Source organism: Mycobacterium sp. (assembly GCF_032162605.1).
Lineage (GTDB): Bacteria > Actinomycetota > Actinomycetes > Mycobacteriales > Mycobacteriaceae > Mycobacterium.
In genome coordinates this window covers 1-3,706 of record NZ_JAVROT010000308.1, presented here as the reverse complement: position 1 = coordinate 3,706, position 3,706 = coordinate 1, and the positions used below count along the sequence as shown (strand labels likewise).

Genomic DNA, 3,706 nt, shown 5'->3' with positions numbered 1-3,706 from the left:
CGCCTGCACCGCAAGCGGACCGTTGCGGTTGATCACCTCGGCGATCTCGAGCGCCTTGTCGAGTGCGGAGCCGTCTGGCACCACGTAACCGATCAACCCGTATTCCAGGGCTTCGGCCGCGGTGATGTGGCGTCCGGTGAGCAACAGGTCGCACGCGATCGTGTACGGGATCTGGCGGACCAGCCGCACGGCGGACCCACCCATCGGGTACAGGCTCCACTTGGCTTCGGAGATGCCGAACTTGGCGCTTTCGCCCGCGATGCGGATGTCGGTGCCCTGCAGGATCTCGGTGCCGCCCGCGATGGCCGGTCCCTCGACCGCGGCGATGAGTGGCTTGGTGAGGCGACGGCCCTTCAGCAGACCGTCGATGCGGGTGGGGTCGAAGCCGCCGCTCTTGAACGAGTCACCGGGCGGGGCCTTCGTCGCGGCCTTGAGGTCCATGCCCGCACAGAAGTAGCCGCCGGCCCCAGTCAGGATGCACGTCCGGATCTCCGGATCGCTGTCGACGCGGTCCCATGCCTCGACCATTATCGAGAGCATCTCGGTGGAAAGCGCGTTGCGCGCCTCCGGCCGGTTCAGCGTCAGGATCAACGTGTGCCCGCGCTGCTCAATGAGGGCGTCGGGGCCCTTTTGGGACTCGCTCACGGGTATCCGCCTTTCAGCTCCGATGCCACAGACTTGTCTCGAAATGTAACACGTTCTAGTTTAGGTCCTGTGGCCCTGAACATCGCCGATCTAGCCGAGCACGCCATAGACGCCGTGCCTGACCGTGTCGCCCTCATCTCGGGCGGCGAACAGCTCACCTACGCCGAGTTGGAGGAGAAGGCGAACCGTCTCGCCCACTACCTCATCGATCGGGGAGTGAAGAAGGACGACAAGGTCGGCCTCTATTGCCGCAACCGCATCGAGATCGTCATCGCGATGCTCGGCATCGTCAAGGCGGGCGCCATCCTTGTGAACGTCAACTTCCGCTACGTCGAGGGCGAACTGCGCTACCTCTTCGACAACTCGGACATGGTCGCGGTCGTGCACGAGCGGCAGTACGCGGACCGCGTCGCCAATGTCCTTCCGGACACCCCGGACGTCACGACGATCCTGGTGGTCGACGATGGCACAGGCGGCAGCGACGAAAACTTCACGCGCTACGGCGGCGTCGAGTTCTACTCCGCACTCGAGCAGGGCTCACCCGAGCGTGACTTCGGCCCGCGCAGCGCCGACGACATCTACCTGCTGTACACCGGCGGCACCACGGGCTTCCCCAAGGGTGTGATGTGGCGCCACGAGGACATCTACCGAGTGTTGTTCGGCGGCACCGACTTTGCGACCGGCGAGCCCATCGCCGACGAGTACGACCTCTCGAAGGCAGCCGCGGCGAACCCACCGATGATCCGCTACCCGATTCCGCCGATGATCCACGGCGCCACCCAGTCGGCCACCTGGATGTCGCTGTTTTCGGGCCAAACCTCGGTTCTGACACCGGAATTCAACGCCGACGAGGTCTGGCGCGCGATCCACGAGCACAAGGTCAATCTGCTGTTCTTCACCGGCGACGCGATGGCCCGCCCGCTGCTCGACGCCCTGCTCGCACACCAGGAGAAGGGAACCGAGTACGACCTATCGTCGCTGTTCCTGCTCGCCAGCACGGCCGCGTTGTTCTCCACCAGCATCAAGGAGAAGTTCCTCGAGTTGTTGCCGAACCGCGTCATCACGGACTCGATCGGCTCCTCGGAGACGGGCTTCGGCGGCACCAGCATCGTCGCGAAGGGCCAGTCGCACACCGGCGGTCCACGCGTGACCATCGACAAGAACACCGCCGTGCTCGACGAGGACGGCAATCCCGTCGTGCCGGGTTCGGGCGTGCGCGGCATCATCGCCAAGCGCGGTCACATCCCAGTCGGCTACTTCAAGGATGATGAAAAAACCCGGCAGACCTTCCGAGTAATCAACGGCGTCCGCTACGCGATCCCCGGCGACTACGCCCAAGTCGAGGAGGACGGCAGCGTCACGATGCTCGGCCGCGGCTCGGTGTCGATCAACAGCGGCGGCGAGAAGATCTACCCCGAAGAGGTCGAGGCCGCGCTGAAGGGCCACCCAGACGTCTTCGACGCCCTGGTCGTCGGCGTGCCTGATCCGCGGTTCGGACAACACGTCGCCGCGGTCGTGCAGCCACGCGAGGGTGCCCGCCCGACGCTCGCCGAACTCGACGCCTTCGTCCGCAGCGAGATCGCGGGATACAAGGTGCCGCGCAGCCTCTGGTACGTCGACGAGGTGAAGCGCTCGCCCGCGGGCAAGCCCGACTACCGCTGGGCCAAGGAGCAGACGGAGTCCGGACCGGCCAACGACGTCCACGCCAAACACGCTGGGGTGCAAGCCTAGATGAGGACGAGCCCATGAAAACCGTACTCTGTGACCGCTTCGGCATCGAATATCCGATCTTCGTCTTCACCCCGTCGGAGAAGGTCGCCGCCGCGGTCAGCCGTGCCGGTGGCCTCGGCATGCTGGGCTGCGTGCGGTTCAACGACGCCGACGACCTCGAGCGCGTCCTGCAGTGGATGGACTCCAACACCGACGGCAAGCCGTACGGAGTCGACATCGTGATGCCCGCCAAGGTGCCCACCGAGGGCAGCTCCGTCGACATCGACAAGCTGATCCCGCAGAGTCACCGCGACTTCGTCGACAGGACCCTCGCCGACCTCGGTGTCCCACCATTGCCGCAGGACGAAGCGAAGTCCGAAGGCGTTCTCGGGTGGCTGCACTCGGTCGCCCGGTCACACGTCGAGGTGGCGCTGAAACATCCGATCAAGCTGATCGCCAACGCCCTCGGCTCGCCGCCGAAGGACGTCATCGATCAGGTGCACGCGGCGGGCGTGCCGGTGGCGGCGCTGGCGGGTAGCGCCAAGCACGCGCTTCGCCATGCCGAGAACGGCGTCGACATCGTGATCGCGCAGGGCTACGAAGCGGGCGGCCACACCGGCGAGATCGCGTCGATGGTGCTGGTGCCGGAGGTCGTGGATGGGCTAGCCGCACTTGGGGGTAGCACCGCCGTGCTGGCTGCCGGTGGTATCGGTTCCGGCCGTCAGGTGGCGGCGGCGCTGGCGCTGGGCGCCCAGGGCGTCTGGATGGGCTCGGCGTTCCTCACCGCCGCCGAATACGACCTTGGAGTGCGCACCGAGGGCGGCGTTTCGGTGATCCAGCAGGCCCTGCTGGCGGCAGGCTCCGGCGATACGGTGCGTCGCCGCATCTACACGGGGAAGCCGGCGCGGCTGCTCAAGAGCCGGTGGACCGAAGCCTGGGACGCCGAGGACGCACCGGAACCGCTACCGATGCCGCTGCAGAACATCCTGGTCAGCGGAGCGCATCAGCGGATGAGCGAGTCGAGCGACCCGACCGCCGTCGCCATGCCCGTCGGCCAGATCGTGGGGCGGATGAACGAAATCCGTCCCGTCGCCGACATCATCGCCGAACTGGTCACGGGTTTCGAGGAGGCCAGCCGCCGCCTCGACGGCATCCGCGGCTAGAACGTTCGGTGTCTCCGGAGGTCAGCCGATCGTGGTGTCGCTGTCGATCTTGTCCGTGGCAGCGCCGAGGACCTCGCCCGCTGCTTCGGGGCCGTCGACGTTGAGCTGCAGAACGTACAGCCCGTCGGCGGCGGGGATGACGACCGTCTTCTGCGCGATGAAACGCGTCGCGCCGTCCCTCGTGTAGG

General features: G+C 66.5%; 4 protein-coding genes. 2 read left to right on the top strand and 2 right to left on the bottom strand.

Going from position 1 to position 3,706, the window contains the following annotated elements; translation table 11 throughout:
• Positions 1 to 645, bottom strand: a 645-nt coding sequence (locus tag QOI01_RS17865; protein ID WP_526383225.1) for a crotonase/enoyl-CoA hydratase family protein, incomplete at its 3' end; no start/stop codon positions are given.
• Positions 646 to 714: 69 nt separating this feature from the next.
• On the opposite strand from QOI01_RS17865, the gene fadD19 reads away from it, so the two are divergent.
• Both fadD19 and QOI01_RS17855 read left to right on the top strand, forming a co-directional pair.
• Positions 715 to 2,376: a medium/long-chain-fatty-acid--CoA/3-oxocholest-4-en-26-oate--CoA ligase gene (gene fadD19, locus QOI01_RS17860; RefSeq protein ID WP_526383223.1), complete on the top strand. Its 1,662-nt coding sequence runs from the start codon at positions 715 to 717 to the stop codon at positions 2,374 to 2,376.
• Between the two features lie 14 nt (positions 2,377 to 2,390).
• Positions 2,391 to 3,518, top strand: coding sequence for an NAD(P)H-dependent flavin oxidoreductase (locus QOI01_RS17855; protein WP_526383221.1), 1,128 nt, complete (start codon positions 2,391 to 2,393; stop codon positions 3,516 to 3,518).
• Between the two features lie 21 nt (positions 3,519 to 3,539).
• Here the strand turns inward: QOI01_RS17855 and QOI01_RS17850 are convergent.
• Positions 3,540 to 3,706: LpqN/LpqT family lipoprotein (locus tag QOI01_RS17850; protein ID WP_526383227.1), on the bottom strand; the 167-nt coding region annotated here is incomplete at its 5' end.